Raw genomic sequence first — 21,717 nt, 5'->3', positions numbered from 1 at the left:
ACGGGCTGCGGAGTCAGGAACGGACTTCGATGAGCGGCACCAGCTGCTCCGCCGGCGTCATCGAACCGTGCATGCCGACCATCGCCGACTCGTGGGGCTCGTTGACGGACGCGGTGATGACGACATCGTCCTGGGCCGCGGCGACGACGTCGCCGATCCTGCCGTACACGCGCTCGTCGACCGCGTCGCCGAACCAGCCGAGCGCGATGGCCTCGTCGCGGCTCGCCACCCAGAACTGCTCGCCGAGCACCTCCCGCCAGCACGTCAGCACATCGGCCTCGGCGCCCGGCACCGCGTAGACATGGCGGGCACGGCCCTCGCCGCCGAGCAGGGCGACCCCGGCACGCAGCTCCCAGTCCTCGTCGAAGTCGATCCGGTGCTGGTCGTCGAAGGGGATGTCCACCATGCCGTGGTCCGCCGTCACGTACAGAGCCGAGTGGGGCGGCAGCTGCTCGGCGAGGCGCTGCACGAGCCGGTCGACGAACATCAGCTGCCCGCGCCAGGCGTCGGAGTCGATGCCGAAGCGGTGTCCGGCCCCGTCGAGCTCGCTGTAGTACGTGTAGACCAGGGAGCGGTCGCCCCCGGCGAGCTGCTCGGCGGCGAAGTCCATCCGCTCCTCGCCCGAGAGCCGGCCGTGGAACGTTCCGCCACTCAACGCGATCTTGGTGAGCGGGGTGTCCTGGAAGATCGGCGAGGAGACCTGGGCGGTGTGGATGCCCGCCTCGTGCGCGAGCCGGAAGACGGTGGGGTACGGCTGCCAGACCCGCGGCGAGGTCCACGGCTTCCAGCGGAGCTGGTTCATCAGCTCGCCCGTGTCGGGGTTGCGGACGGTGTAGCCGGGCAGGCCGTGCGCGCCGGGTACGAGGCCGGTGCCCACCGAGGCGAGCGAGGTCGCCGTGGTCGCCGGGAAACCGGCGGTGATCGGGCGGCCCGTGCCGCCGCGCGAGGTGCCGAGGAGCGAGGTGAGGTACGGGGCCTCGTCCGGGTGGGCCTTGATCTGCTCCCAGCCGAGTCCGTCGATCAGGAAGACGCAGTTCCGGTCCGCGGGGGACAGCTCGGCGATCCGGGCCTCGAAACCGGGGGCGCCCTGGCCCGCGACGAGCGTCGGGAGGACGTCGGCGAGCGAGCCCGTGCCGTACTCGGGGACGGGCGCCGTGGCAGGGTCGAGCGGGACGGGTTCGTCCGGCCAGCCGGAGGTGACGGCGGTGGGCTGGACCATCAGCGGGTCGCCGCGGTGGCTTCGGAGAGCGACTGGGCGAAGGCGAGGGTCTGGCGCACGGTGTCCGGGCCGTCTCCGGCGTCGCTGACGCGCAGGCTGAGGTCGTCGGCGGTCGCGTTGCCGGTGTAGCCGTGGTCGGCGTCGCAGTTGGGGTCGCCGCAGGCGGCGGGCTCCAGGTCGATCCGCGCGACGGCGCCCCAGCCGATGGTGAGGACGACCTCACGGGGCAGGGTGCCGGGCGTGTACGACTCGGGATTGGCGACGACGCGGCTGACGACGACGGAGGAGATCCGGTCGAGCTTGACCGACTCGGTGGACGTCGTGGCGTACGGCGTCGGGGAGCTGCTGTCGGCGGCCTGCTCGTCGGTGTGGCTGACGATGAAGCGGTTCGCGGTCAGGACGAGGACCGTGACATGGCGACGGACCTCGTTGGAGTCGAACGTGGTCTCCTGGTGCACCAGGTACGACGCGATCGCCTCGCCACCGACGGCGGCCTCCACCGCCTCGGCCACGAGGGCCGGGTAGTAGCCGCTGCGCTCGATCGCCGCGCGCAGCCCCTGGGTCGTCGTACCGGTCTTCGCCATGGACTCCATCCTAATCCGTCGGAAGGGGCGCTCCGGGACGCCCCGGGGCCGGGTTGAGGCGGGTTTCAGTAGCTCGGAAGGCTGCGGGGACCGAGGTCCGTACGGGGCGGGGGCGGGGCCAGCCGGACCGTCGCACCGAGCACGGAGAGGCCGTGCGGGGCGACGACCACGGGCTCCAGCGTGATCGCGACCACTTCGGGATGGTCGTCGACGAGCCGGGAGACGCGCAGCAGCAGTTCCTCCAGGGCGGGAGTGTCGACGGGGGCGGAACCGCGCCAGCCGAAGAGGAGCGGGGCGGTGCGGATGGAGCGGACGAGCTCGGCGGCGTCACGGTCGGTGGCGGGGACGAGGCGGTGGGACATGTCCCCGAGCAGCTCGGAGGCGGCTCCGGCGAGCCCGAAGGAGAGCACGGCGCCGACGGCCGGGTCGATGGCCGAGCGGACGACGGTGTCGACACCGCGGGGCACCATGGCCTGGACGACCGGCTGGAGCTCGGCGGGCTTGCCGAGCGCCTCGGTCAATTCGGCGTAGGCGGTACGGAGTTGTTCCTCGCTCGCCAGGTCGAGCCGTACGCCCCCGAGGTCGGGGCGGTGGCGCAGGTGGGGGGCGGTCGTCTTGAGGGCGACGGGGTACCCGAGCCGGGCGGCGGCGAGGACCGCCTCGTCGGGGGCGGGCGCGGGGAGGGTCGGCAGCACGTCGATCCCGTACCGCCCGAGCAGCTCGCGCGCCGCGTCGGCGTCGAGCGTGGCGCCCCGGGCGTCCTCGTCCTCCCCGAGTACGCGCTCGATCTGCGCGGCGGCCCCGCCCTCGTCGATGTCCTCGAACTCGGGCACCCGCCCGGGCTCCGCGGCCTGCCGCCGCCACTGCCCGTAGCGCACGGCCTCGGCCAGCGCCCGCACGGCCCGCTCGGCGGCGGGATAGGCGGGAATCCCCCCGCCGGGCGCACCCGCGGCGGCACCGGGGGCACCGGGGGCACCGGGGGCACCGGGGGCACCGGGGGCACCGGGCGGAGCGTCGCCCCCGGCCCCGGCGGAAGGGGAGCCGCCGGGGCCGGAGGCGGGGCCGGGGCCAGAGGCGGGGCCGGGGCCGGAGGCAGGGCCGGAGGCGGAGGCAGGGCCGGAGGCGGAGGCAGGGCCGGAGGCGGAGGCAGGGCCGGAGGCGGAGGCGGCTGCGGCAGAGCCGGAGCCACCGGGCCGGTCCGCGACAGAGCCGGAGCTACCGGGCCCGTCCCCGACAGAGCCGGAGCTGCCGGGGCCATCCGAGCCGGCGGTGTGGCCGGTGGGGGACGGGGCCTCGCCCGGGCCCGTGGGGCCGGTGGCATCGGGGCGTGCGTGGGCGGGGGGCGCCTCGGCCGAGCCCGCGCCGGACGCGGACCGGGACCCGCCCGGGCCCTCGGACTCGGCGAGTCGGCGGCGGGCGGGCGGGCGGGTGCTCGTCGCCGCCGAGAGCGCTTCCGCCAGGCCGCCCATCTCCACGTGGACCACGACCACCGGCTTCGCCGGGGGCGGGGCGGAGGCGACCGCCTCGCGGAGGTGCGCCGCGAGGACCTCGCCGTCACCGGACTCGACCGCCCCGTTCTCCCCCACCCACGGGATCGCGGTCACGACGACCGCGTCGCACGCGTCGTCCGCGAGCGCCGCCGCCAGCGCGGCTCGGAAGTCCGCGGGGCTCGCGCCCGTCGTCAGGTCCAGCGGCCGGTGCGGACGGAGTCCCTCGGTCAGACAGGCGTCGTACGTGAGCAGCCCGAGCGACTCGGAGTTGCCGAGGATCGCCACGCGCGGCCCGGCGGGCAGCGGCTGGCCCGCCAGGAGCAGCCCCGCGTCGACGAGTTCGGTCACCGTGTCGACGCGGATGACGCCGGCCTGCCGGAGCAGCGCGGAGACCGTGGTGTGCGGGATCCGGGTGACCGGCACCCGGTGTCCCGGCGGCGCGCTGCCGCTGTGCCGCGCACCCTTGACCACCACGACCGGCTTGACCGCCGCCGTGCGCCGGGCGAGCCGGGTGAACTTCCGGGGGTTCCCGATGGACTCCAGGTACAGCAGGACGACATCCGTCTCCGGGTCGTCGTACCAGTGCTGGAGGAAGTCGTTGCCCGAGACGTCCGCCCGGTTTCCGGCCGAGATGAAGGAGGAGATGCCCGCGCCGTGCCGGTGCAGTCCGGCGAGGAGCGCGATCCCGATCGCACCGGACTGGGTGAAGAGCCCGATGCGTCCGGCGGCCGGCGTCTGCGGCGCGAGCGAGGCGTTCAGCCGCACACCGGCCGAGGTGTTGATGATCCCGAACGCGTTCGGCCCGATGATCCGCATCCCGTACGAGCGGGCCTGCCGCACCAGCTCCCGCTGCCGGTCCCGGCCCTCCGCCGTGCCCGTCTCCGCGTAGCCCGCCGAGAGCACGACGAGCCCCCGCACCCTGTGCTCCCCGCAGTCGGCGACCGCCTCGGGCACGCGCTCGGCGGGCACGGCCACGATCGCGAGGTCCACCGGTTCGCCGATGTCCCCGACGGAGCGGAAGGCGGGCACTCCGTCGAACGTGCCGGTCTCGGCGGGGAGCGCGCGGTTCACCGCGTACGTCCGTCCGCCGAACCCGCCGTCGAGGAGGTTGCGCAGGACCGCCCGGCCCACGCCGCCCTGGGCGCGTCCGGCGCCGACGACGGCGACCGAGCCGGGTGTGAGGAGCCGCTGCACGGAACGCGCCTCGGCCCGCTGCTCCCGCGCGCGCTGCACGGCGAGGGAGCGGTCCGTGGGCTCCAGGTCGAGGTGGAGCCGTACGGAACCGTCTTCGAAGCTCCGCTTCTGGGTGTAGCCCGCGTCGGTGAAGACCTTGATCATCTTGGTGTTCGCGGGCAGTACCTCCGCCGCGAACCGCCGGATGTCGCGCTCGCGCGCCACCGCCGCGATGTGTTCGAGCAGCGCGGAGGCCACGCCCCGCCCCTGGTGCGCGTCCTGGACCAGGAAGGCGACCTCGGCCTCGTCGGCCGGCGCGGAGGCGGGCATGCCGCGGTCGTCGATCCGGTCGTACCGCACGGTGGCGATGAACTCCCCGCCGACCGTCGCCGCGAGCCCCACCCGGTCGACGAAGTCGTGGTGGGTGAAGCGGTGCACGTCCTTGGCGGAGAGCCGCGGGTAGGGCGCGAAGAAGCGGTAGTACTTCGACTCGTCGGAGACCTGCTCGTAGAAGCTGACCAGCCGTTCGGCGTCGTCGGCGGTGATGGGCCGGATGCGCGCTGTGCCGCCGTCCCGGAGGACCACGTCCGCTTCCCAGTGGTCGGGATAGGCGTGCTCCGGCTGTGCCCCTGCCGACTGCACTGCCTGTACCGGCTCCCCGGGCCGGCCCGGCTGTTCCGACGCGCTCTGCATGGGGCAAGCGTACGGCCGGGGTCCGACACGGGCACCGGTCGCGCGGCACCTGTGTGCCATGCAAGGTAAGGAGGACCGATCGGCCCTCGCGCGGGGGCCGGAGGTCGGCCACGAGCACCCCGCCACCCGTGAGAGACTGGTCTAGACAACCCGCTTGAGACTTGAAGGGCAACACCATGGCTGAGCGCCGCGTCAACGTCGGCTGGGCCGAGGGCCTGCACGCCCGCCCCGCCTCCATCTTCGTCCGTGCCGCCACGGCCTCCGGCGTCCCCGTGACGATCGCCAAGGCCGAGGGCAACCCGGTCAACGCCGCGTCGATGCTCGCGGTGCTCGGTCTGGGCGCGCAGGGCGGCGAGGAGATCGTTCTCGCTTCGGACGCCGACGGCGCCGAGGTCGCGCTCGACCGCCTGGCGAAGCTGGTTGCCGAGGGACTCGAGGAGCTTCCCGAGACCGTCTGACCCGGACTCCGAAGAAGCCGCGCACGCCGGAACACCGGCGGCGCGGCTTTTTCGTCCCCCCGATTCCGCGGGCACATTCCCTGCGGCGCATCACGGACAGCGAATTGTGCACGGTGCGTCGTGCACAGCACATTTCCGAGCGCCATTCCGGGCAGGCACCATTTCAGGCAGGCACCCGTTCCAGGCTGGCACCGTTCCAGAAAGGACGGAGCCGACCCGCGAAATTTACTGCTCCTTGTATACGGCCCGCTCGTTAATTCCGGACGCTCGCGGTGTTGACGACATGTTGCGGAACCCTCACGCGCCCGTGCTCCGGGCGCTTCAGGCGGTGCAGCACCAGGGACCGCTCGGCGTGCGTCGCGGTCAGCGCGCGGGCCCGCTCGGCGTCGCCGCGCGCCACCGCGTCCACGATCGCCCCGTGCTCGGCCCAGGCCTCGGCCGGCTGGGACGGGAGCTCGATCGCGTACATCCAGTCGATCTTGTGCCGCAGCTGGATGAGCAGGGCGGTGAGCGCCGGGCTGCCCGAGGCCTGGGCCAGCGTCTCGTGGAACCAGCCGCCGAGCGGCCGCAGGTCCTCCGCCTGGCCCTGCCTGGCCCGCTCCTGCCCCAGCCTGACCAGGCCCCGCAGCACCTTGAGGTGCGCCTCGGTGCGGCGCTGCGCGGCGCGCGCGGCCCCCAGCGGCTCCAGCAGGGACCGTACGTCCAGCAGGTCCGCCGCCTCCTGCTCGGTGGGCTCGGCGACCTGGGCTCCCGCGTGGCGGCGGGTGATCACGAAGCCCTCTGACTCCAGGGTGCGCAGCGCCTCGCGGACGGGGACGCGGGAGACTCCGTACCGGCGGGCGAGCTGCTCCTCGGTCAGCCGGCTGCCGCGCTCGAAGACCCCGGTGACGATGTCGTCCCGGATCGCCGTGCATACAGAGTGCGCGGGAATGCGCATGTTCGACCTCCGCCTTGATCCGCGCGAAACCGGTTCTCCGGCGACTCTATTGCAGCAGGGCATTGTTTCCGACGGCTCCGCAGGAACCATGGATATGTTTTTGGTCAGCGAAAAGCCCCGGCTCGGTACGAGCCGGGGCTTTTCTGAGAAGCCGGGAAAGACCTCGAACGGTCAGACGTTCACACCGCGCGCACGGAGGTACGCGATCGGGTTGATGTCGGAGCCGTACTCGGCGGTGGTGCGGGCCTCGAAGTGGAGGTGCGGACCCGTGGAGTTGCCGGTCGAGCCCGAGATGCCTATCTGCTGGCCCGGGGTGACGGACTGGCCGACCCCGACACTGATGGCGGAGAGGTGACCGTACTGGGTGTACGTGCCGTCGTTCATCCGGATGACGACGTTGTTGCCGTACGCACCGCCCCAGCCGGCCTCGACGACGGTGCCGGAGCCGACGGAGACGACCTTGGTGCCGGAGGCGGCGTGGAAGTCGACACCGGAGTGGCTGCCCGAGGACCAGAGCGCACCGCCGGTCTTGTAGCCGGTGCTGACGTACGAGCCGGCCACGGGGAGCTGGAAGGAGTTCAGGCGCTTGCGCTCGGCCTCACGGGCGGCGCGCTCCCTGGCCTCGCGGATCTCCTTGGCGCGGGCCTCCGCCTTGCGCTTGGCCTCGGCCTTGGCGCGGGCCTCCGCCTTGCGCTTCGCCTCGGCCTCGGCGGCCTCGCGCTCCTGGGCGGCGGCCTGGGCGTCGACGGTGGCGGCGAGCGAGTCGGCGGCGATGATCTGGGTCAGCCCGGTGTCCTCGACGGAGGGGGCAGCGTCCGCGTCGACGGCGAATGCCGGGGAGGCGAGGGTTCCGATGACGCCGGTCGTGGCGAGGGTCGCGACGCCGGCGATGCCGGCGCTGCGGCGCGACAGACGGCTCGGACCACGGTGCTTCCCGGTGGCACGGGTGAACGCCATGTAGGGGCTGTTCCTTTCCTTCCTTCTCGCCTACCGGGTTAGCTGACGGGTTCGGAGCAGGAAGGTCTCCTACGGGCCCCTCCGCAGGGATGCGAAGGCGTCCGATTCACCCCAGGGACTTCGTGTGGGTCCCCGGCTCCCCAGGCTCACGCCTGACGGGGACTCGGCGATGACTGTCCGATGCCGCGGGTGCGGCGGAGTGCAACTGGCGAACAGCCGGATTGACGGTATGCGGACCATCTTTCAATAACCAAACAGACACGGCCGTTTGTAAGACATGCCACAGGGCATACGCCCACCCTCTGCTGCAATACGGACAAAGAGGAGGACCCCGACGTACCGTGACGTCGGGGTCCTCCTCTGCCGCCGGACGCGGCGGCGCGACGGCTCAATCAGCCGGTGACGACGGTCACTTCCCCGATACCGAGGGCGCGCACCGGCTCCTCGATCTCCGAGGCGTCACCCACGAGCACCGTGACGAGACGGTCCACGGGGAAGGCGTTGACGACCGCGGCCGTCGCCTCCACCGTGCCGGTCTCGGCGAGGCGCGCGTACAACTGCGCCTGGAAATCGTCCGGAAGGTGCTGCTCGACCTGGTCGGCGAGGGTCCCGGCGACCGAGGCGGCGGTCTCGTACTTGAGCGGCGCCACGCCCACCAGGTTCTGCACGGCCACATCACGCTCGGCGTCCGTCAGGCCTTCCGCGGCGAGGGTGCGCAGCACCTTCCACAGGTCGTCAAGTGCCGGGCCGGTGTTGGGGGTGTCGACGGAGCCGCTGATGGCGAGCATCGAGGCGCCGTTGCCCTCGCCGTCGGAGCGCAGCACCTGGCCGAAGGCACGGACACCGTAGGTGTAGCCCTTCTCCTCGCGCAGGACACGGTCCAGGCGGGAGGTGAGCGTGCCACCGAGGCAGTACGTGCCGAGGACCTGGGCCGGCCAGACGCGGTCGTGCCGGTCGGCGCCGACACGGCCGATCAGCAGCTGGGTCTGGACGGCACCCGGGCGGTCGACGATGACCACGCGGCCGGTGTCGTCGGCCGTGATCGGCGGGACCGGGCGGGGCTCGGCGGTGTTCCCCGTCCAGGCGCCGAGGGTCTCGGCGAGCACCTTGTCCAGGTCCACGTCGGTCAGGTCGCCGACGACCACGGCCGTGGCCGTGGAGGGACGCATGTGCGCGTCGAAGAACGCGCGGACGGCGGCGGCGTCGATCGCCTCCACGGTCTCCTCGGTGCCCTGGCGCGGCCGGGACATCCGCGAGTCGGCCGGGAAGAGCTCCTTGGAGAGCTGCTTGGCCGCCCGGCGGGCCGGGTTGGCCGCCTCGTGCGGGATCTCGTCGAGCCGGTTGCGCACCAGGCGCTCGACCTCGGTCTCGAGGAACGCCGGGGCGATCAGGGCCTCGGAGAGCAGCCCGAGCGCCTTGGGCAGCCGGGAGACGGGGACCTCCAGGGAGACCCGTACACCCGGGTGGTCGGCGTGCGCGTCGAGCGTGGCGCCGCAGCGCTCCAGCTCGGCCGCGAACTCCTCGGCGGTGTGCTGGTCCGTGCCCTCGGAGAGCGCGCGGGCCATGATCGTGGCGACACCGTCGAGACCCGCGGGCTCGGCCTCCAGCGGCGCGTCGAGGAAGATCTCGACGGCGACGACCTGCTGGCCGGGGCGGTGGCAGCGCAGCACCGTCAGGCCGTTGTCCAGCGCTCCGCGGTCCGGGGCCGGGAAGGCCCAGGGCCTGGCGGTGCCCGGCTCCGGCTGCGGGTGGAACGTCATGCTCGTCAAAGACGCGGCAGCGTCGGTCACTGGTCCGCTCCCTCTTCCTCGTCGCTGTCGGCCGTCTCGGCGTCGTTCTGTTCGGTGCCGACCGGCTCATAGACCAGCACCGCGCGGTTGTCCGGGCGCAGCCGGGCCGCGGCGACGGCCCGCACCTCCTCGGCGGTGACGTCGAGGACCCGGTTGACGGCGGTCAGGGCGAGCTGCGGGTCGCCGAACAGGACCGCGTAGCGGCAGAGTTCGTCGGCGCGGCCCGCGACCGTACCGAGCCGGTCCAGCCACTCGCGCTCCAACTGGGCCTGCGCGCGCTCCATCTCCTCGGGCGTCGGGCCGTCGGCGGCGAACCGGGCCAGCTCCTCGTCGACGGCGGCCTCGATCTCGGGCACCTCGACCCCGCCGGACGTCTTGACGTCCAGCCAGCCGAGCGAGGGCGCGCCGGCCAGGCGGAGGAGACCGAAGCCGGCGGCCACGGCCGTACGGTCGCGGCGGACCAGACGGTTGTGGAGCCGGGACGACTCGCCGCCGCCGAGGACGGTCAGGGCGAGGTCGGCGGCGTCGCACTCGCGCGTGCCGTCGTGCGGAAGCCGGTAGGCGGCCATCAGCGCGCGGGCCGGGACCTCCTCCTCGACGACCTCGCGCAGCTGCTCCCCGAGGACCTCGGGCAGCGTGCCGTCGCGCGGGGGCAGCTTGCCGTCGTGGGACGGGATGGAGCCGAAGTACTTCTCGACCCAGGCCAGGGTCTGCGCCGGGTCGATGTCGCCGACGACCGAGAGGACCGCGTTGTTCGGCGCGTAGTACGTGCGGAAGAAGGCCCGCGCGTCCTCCAGCGTCGCCGCGTCCAGGTCGGCCATGGAGCCGATCGGCGTGTGGTGGTAGGGGTGGCCCTCGGGGTAGGCCAGCGCGGTCAGCTTCTCGAAGGCCGTGCCGTAGGGCACGTTGTCGTACCGCTGGCGGCGCTCGTTCTTGACGACGTCCCGCTGGTTCTCCATGGACTCGTCGTCCAGGGCGGCGAGCAGCGAGCCCATGCGGTCCGCCTCCAGCCAGAGCGCGAGCTCCAGCTGGTGCGTGGGCATGGTCTCGAAGTAGTTGGTGCGCTCGAAGCTCGTCGTCCCGTTGAGCGAACCGCCCGCGCCCTGCACCAGCTCGAAGTGGCCGTTGCCGTGGACCTGCTTCGAACCCTGGAACATCAGGTGCTCGAAGAGGTGGGCGAGGCCGGTGCGGCCCGCGACCTCGTGGCGGGAACCGACGTCGTACCAGAGGCACACCGCGGCGACCGGGGTCAGGTGGTCCTCGGAGAGCACCACGCGCAGGCCGTTGGCCAGCCGGTGCTCGGTCGCTGTCAGGCCGCCTGAGCCGGCCTCTGCCGTGGCCGTGTGACCCATGGGCATGTACGTCCCTTCGATCGCGATATGGAAAAGTCCTGCCACCCTATGCAAGCGCACTGACACCTGGCGAAGTTCCCGCAGGTTCCCGGCGTCCCTCTTCCGGGTCGCACGGGCGTCGCGTACGGCTGACGACGGCCCGTACCCGGGTCGCGGTCGGCGTTGTCGGTGGGACGGTCCACAATGGTCCGCGTCAGATCAACCTTGTTGGTGAAGGAGCCGCAGCCGCGATGGCCCGCCGCAGCACGAAGACACCGCCGCCGGACGACGCGTTCGAGGAGAGGATCCTCGACATCGACGTCGTCGACGAGATGCAGGGCTCCTTCCTCGAGTACGCGTACTCGGTGATCTACTCCCGCGCGCTGCCGGACGCCCGCGACGGCATGAAGCCCGTCCAGCGCCGGATCGTGTACCAGATGAACGAGATGGGCCTGCGCCCCGACCGCGGCTATGTGAAGTGCGCCCGCGTCGTCGGCGAGGTCATGGGCAAGCTGCACCCGCACGGCGACGCGTCGATCTACGACGCGATGGTGCGCATGGCCCAGCCGTTCTCCATGCGCCTCCCGCTGGTCGACGGCCACGGCAACTTCGGCTCGCTGGGCAACGACGACCCGCCGGCCGCCATGCGGTACACCGAGTCGAAGATGGCCGCCGCGGCGCTCATGATGACCGAGTCGATCGACGAGGACACCGTCGACTTCTCGCCGAACTACGACGGCCAGGAGCGGGAGCCGGTCGCGCTCCCCGCCGCGTACCCGAACCTGCTGGTCAACGGCGCGTCCGGCATCGCGGTCGGTATGGCGACCAACATGCCCCCGCACAACCTGGGCGAGGTCATCGCCGCCGCCCGGCACCTGATCCGGTACCCGAACGCGGACCTCGAGGCGCTCATGCGCTTCGTCCCCGGCCCCGACCTGCCCACCGGCGGCCGGATCGTCGGCCTGTCGGGCATCAAGGACGCGTACGAGAACGGCCGCGGCACGTTCAAGATCCGCGCCACGGCGACGGTGGAGACCGTGACGGCCCGCCGCAAGGGCATCGTCGTCACCGAGCTGCCCTTCACGGTCGGCCCCGAGAAGGTCATCTCCAAGATCAAGGACCTGGTCGGCTCCAAGAAGCTGCAGGGCATCGCGGACGTCAAGGACCTCACCGACCGCAACCACGGTCTGCGCCTGGTCATCGAGGTCAAGAACGGCTTCGTGCCGGAGGCGGTGCTGGAGCAGCTCTACAAGCTGACGCCGATGGAGGAGTCCTTCGGCATCAACAACGTGGCGCTGGTCGACGGCCAGCCGCTCACGCTGGGCCTCAAGGAGCTCCTGGAGGTCTATCTCGACCACCGCTTCGACGTGGTGCGCCGGCGCTCCGAGTTCCGCCGGGGCAAGAAGCGCGACCGGCTGCACCTGGTCGAGGGTCTGCTCGTCGCCCTGCTCGACATCGACGAGGTCATCCGACTCATCCGCTCCAGCGAGAACTCGGCGCAGGCGAAGGAGCGCCTCGTCGAGCGCTTCTCGCTGAGCGAGGTCCAGACGCAGTACATCCTGGACACCCCGCTGCGCCGGCTCACCAAGTTCGACCGGATCGAGCTGGAGACGGAGCGCGACCGGCTCAACGGCGAGATCGACGAGCTGACCGGGATCCTGGACTCCGACAGCGAGCTGCGCAAGCTCGTCTCGGGCGAACTGGCGGCGGTGGCGAAGAAGTTCGGCACCGACCGGCGTACGGTCCTGCTGGAGTCGGCGGGCGCGCCGATCGCAGCGACGTCCCTGGAGGTCGCGGACGACCCCTGCCGGGTGCTGCTGTCCTCGACGGGGCTGCTGGCCCGTACGGCGACGGAGGAGATTCCGGCCGCCACGGACGGCAAGCGCGTCAAGCACGACGCGATCGTCTCCGTGGTTCCGGCGACGCAGCGCGGCGACGTCGGCGCGGTGACCTCCGCCGGTCGTCTGCTGCGGATCGCGGTGATCGACCTGCCGCAGCTGCCGAACACGGCCGCCGCTCCGAACCTGGCGGGCGGGGCGCCGCTGGCGGAGTTCCTCACCCTGGAGGACGACGAGTCGGTCGTCTGCCTGACCACGCTCGACGAGGCCTCGCCGGGACTGGCGCTCGGCACGCTCCAGGGCGTGGTGAAGCGCGTCGTGCCGGACTACCCGGCGAACAAGGACGAGCTGGAGGTCATCACCCTCAAGGAGGGTGACCGGATCGTCGGCGCGACCGAGCTGCGGACGGGCGAGGAGGATCTGGTCTTCATCACCTCCGACGCCCAGCTGCTCCGCTACCAGGCCTCGCAGGTACGGCCCCAGGGCCGCCCCGCGGGCGGTATGGCGGGCATCAAACTCGCCGAGGGCGCCGAGGTGATCTCGTTCACCGCGGTGGACCCGGCGGTGGGCGCGGTCGTGTTCACGATCGCGGGCTCCACGGGCACGCTGGACGATTCGGCCGCCACGTCGGCGAAGCTGACGCCGTTCGACCAGTACCCCCGCAAGGGGCGTGCGACCGGCGGCGTGCGATGCCAGCGGTTCCTGAAGGGCGAGGACGTGCTGATCCTGGCCTGGGCGGGGGCCACGCCGGCGTACGCCGCGCAGGCGAACGGCACGCCGGTGGAGCTCCCCGAGGCCGACCCGCGCCGCGACGGCTCGGGCACCCCGCTGCCGAAGCCGGTCACGGTGGTGGCCGGCCCGGCGAGCTAGAGCGCGAGACCGGTCTCCGGACCGGTCTCCTGACCGATCTCCTGACCGATCTCCTGTACGTACCGCAGGACGCCCCACATGCTGTGCTCGTCGGGGGCGTCCTGCGGGCCGTTCACGCGGCAGGCGTCGAGCTCCTCGCGGAGCGCGTCGCCGTCGATGCCCGATCCGATGAGGACGAGCTGGGTGAGCCGCTCCTCGCCGGCCGGCCAGGGCTCGGGGTAGAAGCGCAGGAACCTGCCGACGGCGTGCACGCCGTAGCGGTTGGCGGGGTCGGCCTCGCCGAAGTCGACCCATCCCTTGATGCGGTAGAGCCCCTCGGGCCGGGAGTCCAGGAACGTCATGAGCCTGCGCGGGTGCAGCGCCGTGCCGGAGGCCAGGGAAAGGGTCTCGTAGGAGGCGTGCGGGTGGTCGTGCGCGTCGTCCGGGTCGCCGTACAGCAGGTCCTCGATCGACATCTGGCCCTCGATCTCCCCCTCCGGGACGACCCGCTCGAAGAGGAGCTCGGGGTCGACGCGGCCGTGCGCGGCGCGGACCACCGCGGCGGGCCCCGCGAGCCCCGTGACGGCCTCGTGGACGGCGTTCAGCTCCCGCTCCGCCACGCGGTCGGCCTTGTTGACGACGACCAGGTCGGCGAGGGCGAGATGCCGGTCCGTCTCAGGGTGCCGGGCCCGCGTCCGCGTGAACTCGGCGGCGTCGACGACCTGCACGAGCCCGCCGTACACGATCCGCTCGTTGTCGCTGGCCAGCACCATCCGGACGAGCTCCTGGGGCTCGGCCAGACCGCTGGCCTCGATGACGATCACGTCGAGGCGCATCTCGGGCCGGGTGAGGACGTCGAGGTACTCGTCCAGCTCGCTCACGTCGACGGCACAGCACAGGCACCCGTTACCGAGCGAGACGGTGGAGCCGACCTGTCCGGCGACGGTCATGGCGTCGATCCCGATGTCCCCGAAGTCGTTGACCATGACCCCGATCCGGGTCCCCCGGGCGCTGCGCAGGAGATGGTTGAGCAGCGTGGTCTTCCCCGATCCGAGGAACCCGGAGAGGACGACGACGGGAATCTGCTGCCTGCCCAAGAAAACCCCTCCGACCCACAACCCACAAAGCCCCCAGAGTAGCCCGCCCCCGCCAGGTCACGCAGACCACCGCACGCCCGCCGCAGCCGACACGCCTCGACGCGCAGACCGTCACCCTCCCAACCGGCGACCGACACCACCGCCGCACAGACCCGTCACACCCCGACCGCGGCCGATACCGCCCGACGCACAGACCCGTCACACCCCCGACCGCGGCCGATACCGCCCCGCACCCAGCCGCCGCGACCCGACCGGCGTCGGCGCGGACCCGCGACGCGGAGCTGTCGCTTTCCCGACTGCCCGCGGCCGCCCACGGCGCGCACCGCCCACAGGGCGACCCGCACCTCTGCCCTCCTAGTCGCACGGGTGGTGCGGGTGGGAACCCCCAGCCCGGCCGGAGGCCGGGCGCACCCCCACCGGCCCGCGGCCGCACCCCACGGTGCCCCACCCGCCCCCGCCGCCCCGCAACATTTCCGGTCCCCACCCCCCTCCCCGTACCGTTCCTGCCATGAGCCCCGCACCGACCACCCCCGCGCGCCCCACCCCGCGCCGTCGGCGGTTCGGCTGGCCGCGGCGGGTCTTCGCGCAGGTCCTCCTCATGCAGCTGGCCATCGCCGCAGGCGTCACGGTGCTGGCCACCGGCCTCTTCCTCGCACCGCTCAGCGACCAGCTCGACGACCAGGCCATGCGCCGCGCGCTCGCCATCGCCGAGACCACCGCCTCACCCGAGGTCGCCGCCGACCTGCGCGCGTCCGCCCCCTCCGCGACAGGCCCGGTGCAGGTCGAGGCCGAGCGCATCCGGCAGGCCACCGGCGCCGAGTACGTGGTCGTCATGGACACCCGAGGCGTGCGCTGGTCCCACACCGACCCCGCGCAGATCGGCAGGACCGTCTCCACGGACCCCAGCGCCGCCCTCTCCGGGCAGGAGGTCATGGAGATCGACAGCGGCACCCTCGGCCGCTCGGCACGCGGCAAGGCGCCCCTGCGCGACGCGGACGGGACCATCGTCGGCGCCGTGTCCGTCGGCATCGAGTACGACAGCGTCCACGACCGGCTCCTCGGAGCGATCCCGGGACTCCTCGCGTACGCCGGCGGCGCCCTGGCGGCCGGCGCCCTGGCCGCGTACCTGATCTCCCGCAGGCTCCAGCGGCAGACCCACGACCTGGCGTTCTCGGACATCTCCGCACTCCTCGCCGAACGCGAGGCCATGCTCCACGGCATCCGCGAGGGCGTCGTGGCGCTCGACCGCGCCGGCCGCATCCGGCTCATGAACGACGAGGCCCAGCGCCTCCTCGGCATCGGCCCCGAAGCCACCGGAAGCCCGCTGGAGGAGGCGCTCGGCTCCGGCCGTACGGCCGACGTGCTGGCCGGCCGTGTCACGGGCGAGGACCTGGTGACCGTCCGGGGCCACCGCGTGCTGATCGCCAACCGGATGCCGACGGACGACGGCGGCGCCGTCGCCACCCTGCGCGACCGCACCGAGCTGGAGCGGCTCGGCCGGGAGCTCGACTCCACCCGTGGTCTGATCGACGCCCTCCGCGCCCAGGACCATGAGCACGCCAACAGGTTGCACACCCTCCTCGGACTGCTGGAGCTGGAGATGCATGACGAGGCGGTGGAGTTCGTCACCGAGGTCGTCGGCGTCCACCGCGCCACCGCCGAGCAGGTCACCGAGAAGATCCACGATCCGCTGCTCGCCGCGCTCCTGGTCGGCAAGGCCACGGTCGCCGCCGAACGGGGCGTCTCCCTGCGGATCTCGGCCGACTCGCTGCTCCCCGACCGGCTGGTCGACCCGCGCGAACTGGTCACGGTCGTCGGCAACCTCGTCGACAACGCCCTGGACGCCGCCTCGGGTACCGCCGACGCCCGCGTCGAGATCGCCCTGCGGGCCGAGGGCCGCACCGCCGTCCTGCGCGTCACCGACAGCGGCCCCGGCGTCCCGGACGACCGGCGCGAACTCATCTTCACCGAGGGGTGGACCACCAAGGAACTGCCCTCTCACGGCAAGCGGGGCCTGGGGCTGGCTCTCGTCCGCCGGCTCGCCGAACGTCAGGGCGGCAGCGCCCGGGTGGCCACCGGCCCGGACGGTGGCGCCGAGTTCGCGGTCGTCCTCCCCGAGGCGCTGAACGAGCCGGAGCCGTCGACGCGGCAGGACGGACGACCGGACGCCGGTACGTCCCCGCCGGCGGCGCCCCCGCTCGGGGCGCCCGTACGCGACGAGTCCCCGCTCGGGGCGCCCGTACCAAGGGAGCCCGTACCCATGGAGCCGGTACACGGCACGTCGCCGCTCGGGGCCTCCACGCTCAAGGAGCCGCAGTGATCGACGTCCTGGTCGTCGACGACGACCGCCGAGTCGCCCAGATCAACGCGGCCTACGTGACGAAGGTGCCGGGCTTTCAGGTCGTCGCCACCGCCCACTCGACGGCCGAGGCGCTCGCCCGCCTCGCCGAGGTGCCCGTCGACCTGATCCTCCTCGACCACTACCTGCCGGACGAGAACGGACTCGCCCTGGTACGGGAACTGCGGCGGCTGGGCCACCAGACCGACGTGATCATGGTGACCGCCGCGCGCGACGTGGCGACCGTGCAGGCGGCGATGCGCCACGGCGCACTGCAGTACCTGGTCAAGCCCTTCGCCTTCGCCGGGCTGCGCGCCAAACTGGAGGCGTACGCGGCGCTGCGCCACACCCTCGACGGTGGCGGCGAGGCGGAACAGGCCGAGGTCGACCGCATCTTCGGCGCCCTCTCGGCGGGCGTGGTGGAGCCCGGCCTTCCCAAGGGCCACTCCCCCACCACCGCGGAGCTGGTGCGCCAGGTGTTGCTCGCCGCCGCCGGGGCCCTGTCGGCGCAGGAGATCGCCGAGCGGGCGGGCGTCAGCCGGCAGACCGCCCAGCGCTATCTCAAGCTGCTCGAACGGACCGGCCGGGTGCGGCTCTCGCTGAAGTACGGCGAGACGGGCCGCCCCGAGCACCGCTACGTCTGGGCGAAGTCCACGGGCTGACCTCGCCGCGTGCGTACCGCCCGTTCACACCACCGCTCCACACCACCGGCTCACACCACCGGTCACACCGCCCCGGCGCCGGTCAGCGCCCTGACCTCGGTCTCGGCATGCCTGGCCACGTCCGGCGGCTCCGAGGAGGTGACGGTCCCGATCCACCCGGCCAGGAAGCCGAGCGGGATGGAGACCACCCCCGGGTTCTGGAGCGGGAAGACCTGGAAGTCGACCCCCGGGAAGAGCGCCTCGGGGCTCCCGGAGACGACGGGCGAGAGCACGACGAGCAGCACCGCCGGGACGAGCCCCCCGTACACCGACCACACGGCGCCTCGCGTGGTGAAGTTCCGCCAGAACAGCGAGTACAGCAGCACGGGAAGGTTGGCCGACGCGGCGACCGCGAAGGCGAGGCCGACCAGGAACGCCACGTTGAGGTCGCGGGCGAGCAGACCGAGTCCGATCGCCGCCACGCCGATCCCGGCCGCGGCGAGCCGCGCCACGGTCACCTCGCTGTACGGCTTCGCGCGCCTCCCCCGGCGCCGCAGTGAGGCGTACAGATCATGGGCGACTGAGGCGGAGGAAGCGAGGGTGATGCCGGCGACGACGGCCAGAATGGTCGCGAAGGCGACGGCGGCGACGATCGCGAAGAGCACCGTGCCTCCGGTCGAGCCCGCTCCCCCGCCCAGATCGAGGGCCAGCAGCGGTACGGCGGTGTTCCCGGCCGCGTTGGAGGCGCGGACGGCGTCGGGGCCGATGATCGCCGCCGCGCCGAAGCCGAGGACGATCGTCATCAGGTAGAAGCCGCCGATGAGCCCGATGGCCCAGACGACGGAACGGCGGGCGGCCCGCGCGGTCGGCACCGTGTAGAACCGGGACAGGATGTGCGGGAGACCCGCGGTGCCGAGAACGAGCGCGACGCCGAGGCTGATGAAGTCGAGTCGCGAGGTCCACTCCCCGCCGTAGCGCAGGCCGGGGGCGAGGAAGTCCCGTCCGTGTCCGCTGCGTTCGGCGGCCGTGGCGAGCAGCTGGTTGAAGTCCCCGTGGAAGCGGAGCAGGACGAGCACGGTGAGGGTGATCGTGCCGGCCATCAGCAGGACGGCCTTGACGATCTGGATCCAGGTGGTGGCCCGCATCCCGCCGAGCGACACGTAAATCACCATCAGGGCGCCGACACCGATCACGGTCCATGAGCGGGCGGCTTCGCTGGTGCCCCCGAGGAGCAGGGCGACCAGACTCCCGGCGCCGACCATCTGGGCAACGAGATAGAGCACGGAGACGGTGACGGAGGAGGTGCCGGCGGCGATCCGGACGGGACGTTCGGCCATCCGGGCCGCCACGACGTCCGCGAGGGTGAACCGGCCGCAATTGCGCACCAGTTCGGCGACCAGGAGCAGCACCACCAGCCAGGCGACGAGGAATCCGACGGAGTACAGCATGCCGTCGTAGCCGAAGAGGGCGATCACGCCGGAGATGCCGAGGAAGGAGGCGGCGGACATGTAGTCGCCGGCGATGGCGAAACCGTTCTCCAGTGGCGAGAAGAGCCTGCCGCCCGCGTAGAACTCCTCGGCCGAGCCGCGCCGGTTGCGACTCACCCAGGTGGTGATCCCGAGCGTCACCGCGATGAACGCGCTGAACAGCAGCAGTGCGAGTGTCTGGTGGTCACCGTTCACCCTCGGCCTCCCCGTGTCATCTCCTGTGCCCGTGTCTCGTCGAACACCGTCCAGCGCAGCTCCAACGCGGCGCGGTCCCGCCGCAGCCGGGCATGCCGGGCGTAGGCCCAGGTCAGCAGGAAGGTGGTGAGGAACTGCCCGAGCCCGGCGAGCATCGCCACGTTCACCATCCCGAGGACGGGCCGGGCCATGAGCCCGGGTGCCGCCGTCGCCGCCACGACATAGGCGAGGTACCAGATGAGGAAGGCAAGGGCGGCCGGGATCACGAACCGCCGGTAGCGACTGCGTACTTCCTGGAAGGCGGGGCTGCGCTGAACCTCCAGGTAGATGTCGGCGGCGGCGCCGTGACCCTGCTGGCGCGGTACGGCCCCGGCTGGCGCCGCACCCTGCTCTGCCTCGGCGGCGGGCGTCTCCGTGTCGGCAGCCTCGCCCCAGCCGGAGGCGAGCGCGTCGTACCAGGGGTCGTCGATCCGCACCGCGGGGGCGCCCGGCTCTTCGTCCTTCTCCACCGGTGAACTCTCCTTGTCAGCGAACCGTTTCGGCCGCGTGCCCAAGGATGGACAGAGCGGGAAGATCCCGGACTCTTCTCCCTCCGCACTTCACCCCATCAGGTGATGGTTCTCCCAGGTGGTGCGACGAGCCCGTGCTGATATGCGTACCGGACCGCCTGCGCCCTGTCCCGCACCCCCGCCTTGGCGAAGAGATTGTTGATGTGGGTCTTCACGGTGGCGGTGGAGATGCTCAACCGGGCGCCGATCTCCTGGTTGGAGAGGCCGTCGGCGACCAGGGCGAGCACCTCGACCTCACGGTCCGTGAGCCCGTCGGGAAGCGGATCCGCCTGCCGCCGTGGGCCTCTGGATCCGTCGCGGGAAGGTCGTGGTCCTCTCTCGGGCTGGGTCATCAGCTGTTCCAGGAGGCGCCGTTGGACGGAAGGCGCGAGCCCGGCCCGTCCGTCGAGCACATCGTGCACGGCCCGTACGATCTCCTCCCCGCCGGCGTCCTTGGTGAGGTAGCCGCGCGCTCCCGCGCGGAGCGCTGGGAAGAGCGAGTCGTCGTCGGCGTACGTGGTGAGGACGACGACTTCGGTGCCCGGGTGCTCGGCGCGAATCCGCCGGGTGGCCTCCACCCCGTCGCAGCGCGGCATCCGAAGGTCCATCAGCACCACATCGGGCGCCAGCTCGGCGGTCAGGGCAACGGCCTCCTCGCCGTCCCTGGCGGCCCCGACGACCTCGATGCCGGGCAGCAACCCCAGGACGAGCACGATTCCCTCCCTCACCATGGACTGGTCGTCGGCCACGATCACCCGCGCGACCTTGCGGTCGCCGTACCGGTCCTCGGGGGCGCTCATGCCGGCACCCGCAGCCGCACCGCGAAGCCGCTGCCTTCGGGTCCCGCGTCCAGCGTCCCGCCGAGCAGTTCGGCGCGCTCCCGCATGCCGAGCAGCCCGTAACCCGAGCCGGATGCACCGAGCCCCGCCACGTCGGCCGCGCCGGACACACCGACCCCGCCAGGTGTCCCGGGCCTGTCAGGGGCGACTGGCGCCCCCGAATCCCGTATCTCCAAGGCGACCTCGCCCTTTTCGTAGGTGAGCAGCAACCGTGTCCTGGCCCCGGGTGCATGTTTGCGAACGTTGGTGAGGGCTTCCTGTGCCACTCGCCGTACAGCCTGTGAGGCTTCCGCCGGAAGGTGTCTACGAGCGCCGACCACCCGGACCTCGGCCCTGTCCTGGACTGCCAGCTCCCGCAGATAGTCCTCCACCGGCACCATGTCGCCACGGAGCGCGGAGAGCGCCTGCCGGGTCTCGGCGAGCCCTTCCCTGGCCATGCAGCGGGCGGCCACCACCCGTTCGAGGACCGTCTCCCGCTCCGCGCCGGCCTCTATCTGCAGTCTGGCCGCCTCCAGGTGGACCATCTGCGCGGAGAGGCTGTGCGCCAGCACGTCGTGGATCTCGCGGGCGATCCTGGCCCGCTCGGCCAGGGCCGCGGAGGCCGCCTCGGCGTCGCGTGCCGCGCGCTCCTGAGCCAGCAGCCGGAACCCTGCGCTGCGGGCCTCGGCGTCCAGGCGCAGGGAGTACCCGGTGAGCAGTACGGCGGCGGTGGTGACTCCGGCTCCCAGGACCCCGGTCTCGTCTGCGTCCACGAATCCCCCGGAGAGGACGAGCACGGTGGCCAGGGCGACGACCAGCGGCAGCCGCTCCATGGCGGTCACGGAGACGACGATCCAGAGCAGGGTGGCGGCCGTGTGGGCTCCGGCGACATGCGCCACGAGGCCGAGGCCGGCGACGGCGGCCAGCAGGCCGAGCGAGCCTGTGAGCCGGTTGGCGAGGGTCGCCCGCTGGTAGGCCGCGATCAGTGCGACCGCGAGGGCGAGCCCCAGGGGGAGCAGCGCCCCGTACCAGCCGGGGAAGGCGCCCGAGCGATACGCGCTGACCACGATCCCGCCGCTGATCGCGGCGATCAGCAGTCCGTCGAGAACAAGGCGGCCGCGTGGCACACCGACCCGGGTCAGCGCCTCCGGCGCGGGCCATGCGAGCCATCGGGCTGTCGACTTGTTGCTTTTCACGTCCGTCCCCCTCCGTCGCTTCGATGCTACGGAGGGGCGGTGCGGCTGTGATCGGCTCAGGGGTGGAGCCTGGTGACT

General features: G+C 72.5%; 16 protein-coding genes and 1 riboswitch. Of the genes, 4 read left to right on the top strand and 12 right to left on the bottom strand.

The features are described from left to right. Positions 1 to 13: 13 nt before the first annotated feature. The 3 genes from ACFVGW_RS30795 to ACFVGW_RS30785 form a co-directional block, all read right to left on the bottom strand. Positions 14 to 1,219: an alkaline phosphatase family protein gene (locus ACFVGW_RS30795; protein WP_385854245.1), complete on the bottom strand. Its 1,206-nt coding sequence runs from the start codon at positions 1,217 to 1,219 to the stop codon at positions 14 to 16. Then, positions 1,219 to 1,803, bottom strand: a complete 585-nt coding sequence (locus tag ACFVGW_RS30790) for a DUF5998 family protein (protein ID WP_385854244.1) — start codon at positions 1,801 to 1,803, stop codon at positions 1,219 to 1,221. The genes ACFVGW_RS30795 and ACFVGW_RS30790 overlap by 1 nt, the downstream gene beginning before the upstream one ends. A gap of 65 nt (positions 1,804 to 1,868) precedes the next feature. Next, positions 1,869 to 5,159, bottom strand: a complete 3,291-nt coding sequence (locus ACFVGW_RS30785) for a GNAT family N-acetyltransferase (RefSeq protein ID WP_385854243.1) — start codon at positions 5,157 to 5,159, stop codon at positions 1,869 to 1,871. A gap of 176 nt (positions 5,160 to 5,335) precedes the next feature. Here ACFVGW_RS30785 and ACFVGW_RS30780 point away from each other — a divergent pair, with 176 nt between their 5' ends. Continuing rightward, a complete protein-coding gene (locus tag ACFVGW_RS30780) occupies positions 5,336 to 5,617 on the top strand; it encodes an HPr family phosphocarrier protein (RefSeq protein ID WP_385854242.1) in 282 nt (93 codons plus the stop codon). A 253-nt stretch (positions 5,618 to 5,870) separates the two neighbouring features. Here ACFVGW_RS30780 and ACFVGW_RS30775 read toward each other — a convergent pair whose 3' ends face one another. The 4 genes from ACFVGW_RS30775 to ACFVGW_RS30760 form a co-directional block, all read right to left on the bottom strand. After that, positions 5,871 to 6,554, bottom strand: a complete 684-nt coding sequence (locus ACFVGW_RS30775; RefSeq protein WP_385854241.1) for a GntR family transcriptional regulator — start codon at positions 6,552 to 6,554, stop codon at positions 5,871 to 5,873. A 171-nt stretch (positions 6,555 to 6,725) separates the two neighbouring features. Continuing rightward, positions 6,726 to 7,511 (bottom strand): M23 family metallopeptidase, encoded by a 786-nt coding sequence (locus tag ACFVGW_RS30770; protein ID WP_383227858.1) that lies wholly within the window; start codon positions 7,509 to 7,511, stop codon positions 6,726 to 6,728. A 12-nt stretch (positions 7,512 to 7,523) separates the two neighbouring features. After that, positions 7,524 to 7,690, bottom strand: a riboswitch (cyclic di-AMP (ydaO/yuaA leader). Between the two features lie 213 nt (positions 7,691 to 7,903). Further along, on the bottom strand, positions 7,904 to 9,271 hold the full coding sequence (locus ACFVGW_RS30765; protein ID WP_383227869.1) for a M16 family metallopeptidase: 1,368 nt from the start codon (positions 9,269 to 9,271) through the stop codon (positions 7,904 to 7,906). Positions 9,272 to 9,297: 26 nt separating this feature from the next. After that, positions 9,298 to 10,659, bottom strand: a complete 1,362-nt coding sequence (locus tag ACFVGW_RS30760) for a pitrilysin family protein (RefSeq protein ID WP_352187996.1) — start codon at positions 10,657 to 10,659, stop codon at positions 9,298 to 9,300. Between the two features lie 224 nt (positions 10,660 to 10,883). Here ACFVGW_RS30760 and ACFVGW_RS30755 point away from each other — a divergent pair, with 224 nt between their 5' ends. Further along, positions 10,884 to 13,340: a DNA topoisomerase (ATP-hydrolyzing) subunit A gene (locus ACFVGW_RS30755; protein WP_385854240.1), complete on the top strand. Its 2,457-nt coding sequence runs from the start codon at positions 10,884 to 10,886 to the stop codon at positions 13,338 to 13,340. Here the strand turns inward: ACFVGW_RS30755 and ACFVGW_RS30750 are convergent. Beyond that, the gene (locus ACFVGW_RS30750) at positions 13,337 to 14,416 is read right to left on the bottom strand and encodes a CobW family GTP-binding protein (RefSeq protein ID WP_385854239.1); all 1,080 of its coding nucleotides are present in this window, start codon (positions 14,414 to 14,416) and stop codon (positions 13,337 to 13,339) included. The genes ACFVGW_RS30755 and ACFVGW_RS30750 overlap by 4 nt on opposite strands. A gap of 508 nt (positions 14,417 to 14,924) precedes the next feature. Here ACFVGW_RS30750 and ACFVGW_RS30745 point away from each other — a divergent pair. Both ACFVGW_RS30745 and ACFVGW_RS30740 read left to right on the top strand, forming a co-directional pair. Beyond that, positions 14,925 to 16,736: an ATP-binding protein gene (locus tag ACFVGW_RS30745; protein ID WP_385854238.1), complete on the top strand. Its 1,812-nt coding sequence runs from the start codon at positions 14,925 to 14,927 to the stop codon at positions 16,734 to 16,736. Further along, complete coding sequence (locus tag ACFVGW_RS30740; RefSeq protein WP_385854237.1) at positions 16,733 to 17,416, top strand: response regulator; 684 nt, start codon at positions 16,733 to 16,735, stop codon at positions 17,414 to 17,416. The genes ACFVGW_RS30745 and ACFVGW_RS30740 overlap by 4 nt, the downstream gene beginning before the upstream one ends. 62 nt (positions 17,417 to 17,478) lie before the next feature. Here the strand turns inward: ACFVGW_RS30740 and ACFVGW_RS30735 are convergent, their stop codons facing one another. The 4 genes from ACFVGW_RS30735 to ACFVGW_RS30720 form a co-directional block, all read right to left on the bottom strand. Then, a complete protein-coding gene (locus tag ACFVGW_RS30735) occupies positions 17,479 to 19,077 on the bottom strand; it encodes a cation acetate symporter (protein WP_385854236.1) in 1,599 nt (532 codons plus the stop codon). After that, positions 19,074 to 19,586, bottom strand: a complete 513-nt coding sequence (locus ACFVGW_RS30730) for a DUF485 domain-containing protein (RefSeq protein ID WP_385854235.1) — start codon at positions 19,584 to 19,586, stop codon at positions 19,074 to 19,076. Before ACFVGW_RS30730 ends, ACFVGW_RS30735 begins: the two co-directional genes overlap by 4 nt. Positions 19,587 to 19,684: 98 nt before the next feature. Continuing rightward, a complete protein-coding gene (locus ACFVGW_RS30725; RefSeq protein ID WP_385854234.1) occupies positions 19,685 to 20,425 on the bottom strand; it encodes a response regulator in 741 nt (246 codons plus the stop codon). Further along, complete coding sequence (locus tag ACFVGW_RS30720; RefSeq protein ID WP_385854233.1) at positions 20,422 to 21,639, bottom strand: sensor histidine kinase; 1,218 nt, start codon at positions 21,637 to 21,639, stop codon at positions 20,422 to 20,424. Before ACFVGW_RS30720 ends, ACFVGW_RS30725 begins: the two co-directional genes overlap by 4 nt. Between the last annotated feature and the right edge of the window lie 78 nt (positions 21,640 to 21,717).

The organism is Streptomyces sp. NPDC127129 (genome assembly GCF_042671585.1).
Classification (GTDB): Bacteria; Actinomycetota; Actinomycetes; order Streptomycetales; family Streptomycetaceae; genus Streptomyces.
The sequence above is the reverse complement of the archived record's forward strand: the minus strand, read 5'-3'. Positions and strand labels throughout refer to the sequence as shown.